This is a genomic window from Methylophaga sp. UBA1464, from assembly GCF_002325665.1.
Taxonomy (GTDB): Bacteria; Pseudomonadota; Gammaproteobacteria; order Nitrosococcales; family Methylophagaceae; genus Methylophaga.
Genome location: NZ_DCSO01000086.1, coordinates 1756 through 7233 on the forward strand (window position 1 = coordinate 1756; position 5478 = coordinate 7233).

A 5478-nucleotide genomic window follows, 5' to 3' on the forward strand; every position below is an offset into this window, starting at 1 on the left:
ACAATTTGTCAGGATACCGGCATTGTGAATATCTTTCTCAAGGTTGGTATGCAAGTGCAATGGGAGACCGACCAAAGCCTGGAAGAGATGGTGAATGAAGGCGTTCGTCAGGCCTATCAACATCCGGATAATGTGCTGCGTGCGTCTATCGTTACCGATCCCCTTGGCAGTCGTAAAAATACTGGTGATAACACACCGGCGGTGATTTATACCGAACTGGTTCCCGGCGACAAGATAGAAATTGATATTGCCGCCAAAGGCGGTGGCAGCGAAAACAAAGCCAAATTCACCATCCTGAACCCCAGTGACAGTCTGCTGGATTGGGTACTGGAAACCGTGCCCAAAATGGGTGCCGGATGGTGTCCACCGGGTATGCTGGGTATTGGCATTGGTGGCACAGCCGAAAAAGCCATGCTGATGGCCAAACAAAGCCTGATGGAAGATATTGATATTCAGGATTTGATTGAACGTGGGCCGCAAACCGCCACTGAAAAATTACGTGTTGAGTTATATGAAAAGGTCAACAACCTGGGCATTGGCGCACAAGGCTTAGGTGGACTGACGACCGTTCTGGATATCAAAATCAAAGATTATCCCACCCACGCAGCCTCCTTACCGGTAGCGATGATTCCGAACTGTGCTGCTACACGTCATGTGCATTTCACCCTGGACGGATCTGGCCCGGCAACGTTCACTCCGCCCTCCTTAAATGACTGGCCGGAAATCACCTGGCAGGCCGCTGAAAACACCCGACATATTAATCTTGATACCGTGACGCATGGTGAGATTAAACAATGGCAACCGGGTGATACGTTATTGCTGACCGGCCATTTTTTAACCGGTCGCGATGCCGCTCATAAAAAAATAGCCGACCTGTTGGATCGAGGCGAACCCTTACCTGAAGGCCTGGATTTTCATAATCGATTTATTTATTACGTCGGGCCAGTAGACCCGGTGAAAAATGAAATTGTCGGTCCTGCCGGCCCCACCACCGCAACCAGGATGGATAAATTTACTGAAACCATGCTGGCTAAAACCGGTCTGTTAGGCATGATAGGTAAAGCCGAGCGTGGTGAACAAACGGTTGATTTGATTAAACAATATCAATCTACCTATCTGATTGCCGTGGGCGGCGCTGCTTATCTGGTATCGAAAGCGATTAAATCTTCTCGATTGGTCGCTTTTGAAGAGCTCGGCATGGAAGCCATTCGTGAGTTCTATGTTGAGAATATGCCGGTCACTGTAGCAGTGGATAGCCAAGGCCGGTCAGTACATCAAACCGGTCCTCAAGAGTGGCAGCAGAAAATCGCTGGCATTCCCATTAAAACGATAACAACTTAGAGAAATTATTATGGGCATTGCAATAAGTTTACATTTACTGGCTTCGGTCATTTGGGTAGGCGGACTATTTTTCGCCTTTATGTTTTTACGCCCCGTCGCGGCTACCATGCTTGAACCAGAGCAACGTTTTCCACTTTGGGCGAGTGTATTTAAACGTTTTTTCCCATGGGTTTGGGCATCCATTGTCACCATCCTGGTTACCGGGTTTGGCATGCTGTTTATGATGGGCGGCATGGGCGGTGTCGGTGTTCATGTACATATCATGTTATTACTCGGAATATTTATGATTCTATTGTTCCTACATGTGTTTTTTAACCCATTCAGAAAACTTAAATGGGCTGTTGCCGAACACGACTGGATAGCCTCAGCCAATGAACTGGATAAAATTCGTAAATTTGTTCGAGCAAATCTCATTCTAGGGTTAATTGTGATTGTCATTGGCTCGGCTGGACGCTATTTTTAGATCCTATGATTGCTAAGCATTTATATATTCCACTGTGTTCACTGCTGTTAACCAGCAGTGTGCTGGCCAATGATATTAAGCAGGTTCGCAATAGCGATGGCGTGGTGGAATTTACGAATGCCGATATAGATGTACGCAAACCGACGTCGATTAACAGTAATAAAACCATTATTTATAAGTCACTTTCCAATGATGGTGAAAGCTTCAGCTTTTCCGATCAAAGACCGATAAATGGTGAGTTCGAGGTGCTGGCTTATGATTGTTACGCCTGTAATCCGACCTCCAAGATCAATTGGCATACCATCAGCCTGAATACTTCCGATTATGCTGATACCGTTAAAACCATGGCGGGTAAGTACAAAGTAGATGCAGCGCTTGTGCGTGCGGTAATCCATGCTGAATCGGCGTTTAATGCCAAAGCACTTTCCAAAAAAGGGGCACAAGGGCTGATGCAACTGATGCCCGGAACCGCTAAGGATCTCGGTGTCACCAATGCGTTTGACGTGCAGCAGAATATTGAAGGTGGCGTGAAATATCTGTCGGGATTACTTGATACCTTCAACGGCGATATCAAATTGGCTACAGCGGCTTATAACGCCGGTCCAGGTGCAGTGAAACGTTACAAAGGAATCCCTCCCTTTGCCGAGACAGAAGTGTATGTTGAACGTGTTGGGATTTTGCATCATCGATATGGGCAGGAAGGATAATTCATTCAACTTAATTTGATCTACTCTTCTCTATTGCCGGTATTAATCAGGGATCGACTGTTTGTCTAATTTTGCCTTATTTCGAAAACGACCAATATGGTTTCCCACACTCTGGGGAAGTTTGCTTATTTTATTGTTGCTGATACTTGGCAGCCTGTATTTTTTAAAACAGTTGGCCGTTATCCTTGCTCCCAATCAGCCCGCCGCTGATCGTACTTACCTGGTGGTGGAAGGCTGGCAGGATGAAAACAGCCTGTTATCTGCCTTGGCCATGTTTCATGCAGAAGAATATCAATACATGATTACTACTGGCGGACCTAATGATCGTTTTGTAAATCCAGCCCATGCCTCGTATGCAGAGCAGGCCGGCGATTTCATGCTGACCCAGGGATTGTCTGCAGAGCAACTGATCGTGATACCGGCCCCCGAATCGGCTCAGGAACGTACTTATCTGAGTGCCGTTATGGTCAGGGATTGGTTCACTTTACATGGTGTAACACTAACCGAACTAAATGTGCATACCAGCCATGTACATGCCAGGCGCACCCGCAGTTTGTATCAACAGGCCTTTCCTGATGTTAATGTTGGTATTTATGCCGCCGCACCACATAATTTTGAGCTTAAACAATGGTGGAAAAGCAGTGATGGCGCAAAATCAGTCATAACAGAATTGATTGGTAATTTTTGGGTAGCGTGTTGTTTTCAGCCAGGTGAGCCCGGTTCACATTATGAAAAATGGGCTGTCGAGAGTAACCGAACGACATCAGACATTCGGTAATCGCAGCGTTAGTGTCCCCTCGCGCTGGGTCATATCAAGATGTTTCATAAAGCTCATTCCCAGCAATACAATATCATCAGACATATGTGGATTAATATGCGCCCGAATGTGTTGCAGCTTTATCGCTCCCAGCTGCACGGTCTCTAATTCCGTAGCATAAACGGGTACAACCCCATTTGCGGTATTCACCATGGCCTGGCGCCCCTGCTTCAAACCTGCTTTTCTGGCGATTCCTGCAGGCACACTGATATTGGTCGCCCCGGTATCCAGCAAAAAGGTCACTTCATGGCCATTGATAAACCCCGGAGCAACATAATGTCCGGCCTGATTTCTCAATAGCACGACATCTGAGCCCAGACCGGCATCCATTTCCACCAGATGCCGGTTAGGGTTATGTTTCTGTTCAATGAAACCATTAAAAAACAATGTCAGTGACCCCATTAATAACAACCAGAAAATAATGGTAAATGCTTTTGACGAGCCTTGTTGATGTGCGGGATTCATTTTCATTTAAGCTATTTCAGTTAAGGTAAAACCATTTCAGTATAACGACTGTCAGAATGACATTATGCGGGCAAGTAGCTCAAATTACATCCAAGTTGGAGACATTGGCAAATGAACACACGCAGTCTGATGGATAAACTTTTACAATCTGGTCAGCAATTTCTCGATAAACAAAATAATGGTTCCAGCAGTGGTGACAATAAAATAGGTCAGTTTTTAACGGGTGCGGGTGGCGGTGCTTTAGCGGGAACAGCGGTGGGGCTGCTGCTTGGCAATAAAAAGGCACGCAAAATGGGTGGCAGTGTACTCAAATACGGTGGTGTAGCAGCGCTGGGGGCTGTTGCATTTAAAGCCTATCAGAACTGGCAGCAAAATAACCTGCAAACAGCACCACAAGCCACGCCACAAACCATAGACAAGTTACCCGCAGCAGAGGCTGAACGTCACAGTCAGGTCATTCTGCAAGCCATGATCGGGGCCGCCAAGGCGGATGGACATATCGATGATCAGGAGCGTCTGTTAATTGATCAGCAAATTGCTGAATATACCGATGATTCCGAATTACAAAAATGGATAGATTCAGAGTTAAAAAAGCCGGTCAACCCGGTTGAAATTGCCAGGTTAGCGTCAACTCAGGAAATGGCTGCTGAAATGTATCTGGCCAGTTTGATCATGATTGATGAAGATAGCTTTATGGAAAAAGCGTATCTGGATGAACTGGCGCGTCAGCTAAATCTCGATGAAGCATTAAAAGCTGAAATCCATCAGGCTAAAAATAACGCTGTCTCATGATATGCTTTGCGCATGTCATTTTTACCCTCGCTGTTTTTCATGTTGCTGGGCAGCAGTTTTGCGCAGTCAACAACCCTCTTTGATACTGTCTCAGTTGAAACAGTTGATGCAGAACTGACCACTGGAAATTGTACTGACTGTAATCTGTCTGAACAGGCTAAATGGTATTTCAACAATGAAATTATCGCTCCCCTCCCTACCCCCGCTTCATCATTAGTCAAGCTGCCAGAATGGTTGGAAAAACAATCTGAAATCAACGATGACATCGCCGTCTGGATAGCTTCCCCAGATTTAATAGAGTCTGCACAGCTCGATGCTTCAGGCCAACTCATCAGCATAAAAGATGGGAAAAAAGTCCCATTTAAAACCGTTAAGCAAATCCCTCAGAACCAGTCATTCTGGAATCAGGATACCACCGCATTTTTTAACCAACGTGATATACGCCTACGCGGCGAATGGATCGACAACAAGTTTATAGCCCGCACGGTCTGGCCGCTGGATTTTGTCATTACCAACTTTCAGTTACTCCCCCTAAATGCAGATGAAGACTTACAAACCCTGATTCAGGCAGATGATGGTGGCGTACGGCAACCACATCAAAGCCGGTTATTATGGGAACGCACCCCCGGCTCTGCCATGGGTGCTGCCGGAAAACCGGTTTTTGGACTGATGCTGAATGGTGCTCAGGGTGATGATCATGAAGCACTTGCAGGTCATTTCGCCGTAATCACCGGACAATTTAACACTGATGGCAGCTATCATGACTGGCTGGTGAATAATTTCTATAACCTTGATGTGATCAGTGAAAAAGGTATTCTTGCGGCCGTCACCCCGATGGATAATTACCTGGCGGATCTTTCAGCAGGACAGAATTATTATCGCCCATCCTACTT

General features: G+C 46.1%; 7 protein-coding genes. 6 read left to right on the forward strand and 1 reads right to left on the reverse strand.

Going from position 1 to position 5478, the window contains the following annotated elements; translation table 11 throughout:
- The 4 genes from B3O33_RS10970 to B3O33_RS10985 form a co-directional block, all read left to right on the forward strand.
- Window positions 1-1341 (forward strand): fumarate hydratase (locus B3O33_RS10970; RefSeq protein WP_292363585.1); only part of this gene is annotated, 1341 nt, incomplete at its 5' end.
- Between the two features lie 10 nt (window positions 1342-1351).
- The gene (locus tag B3O33_RS10975; RefSeq protein ID WP_292361412.1) at window positions 1352-1804 is read left to right on the forward strand and encodes a CopD family protein; all 453 of its coding nucleotides are present in this window, start codon (window positions 1352-1354) and stop codon (window positions 1802-1804) included.
- Between the two features lie 5 nt (window positions 1805-1809).
- The gene (locus tag B3O33_RS10980) at window positions 1810-2511 is read left to right on the forward strand and encodes a lytic transglycosylase domain-containing protein (protein ID WP_292361413.1); all 702 of its coding nucleotides are present in this window, start codon (window positions 1810-1812) and stop codon (window positions 2509-2511) included.
- Window positions 2512-2572: 61 nt separating this feature from the next.
- Window positions 2573-3289 (forward strand): ElyC/SanA/YdcF family protein, encoded by a 717-nt coding sequence (locus tag B3O33_RS10985; protein WP_292361414.1) that lies wholly within the window; start codon window positions 2573-2575, stop codon window positions 3287-3289.
- Here the strand turns inward: B3O33_RS10985 and B3O33_RS10990 are convergent.
- The gene (locus B3O33_RS10990; RefSeq protein WP_292361415.1) at window positions 3275-3799 is read right to left on the reverse strand and encodes a retropepsin-like aspartic protease family protein; all 525 of its coding nucleotides are present in this window, start codon (window positions 3797-3799) and stop codon (window positions 3275-3277) included. The two genes, B3O33_RS10985 and B3O33_RS10990, sit on opposite strands and share 15 nt — an antisense overlap.
- A gap of 105 nt (window positions 3800-3904) precedes the next feature.
- On the opposite strand from B3O33_RS10990, the gene B3O33_RS10995 reads away from it, so the two are divergent.
- Together B3O33_RS10995 and B3O33_RS11000 are read left to right on the forward strand one after the other, a co-directional pair.
- Window positions 3905-4585 carry a tellurite resistance TerB family protein gene (locus B3O33_RS10995; protein WP_292361416.1) on the forward strand — a complete coding sequence of 227 codons (681 nt, stop codon included), beginning with the start codon at window positions 3905-3907 and terminating at the stop codon, window positions 4583-4585.
- 12 nt (window positions 4586-4597) lie between these two features.
- A partial coding sequence (locus tag B3O33_RS11000; protein WP_292363586.1) for a hypothetical protein occupies window positions 4598-5478 on the forward strand: 881 nt, incomplete at its 3' end.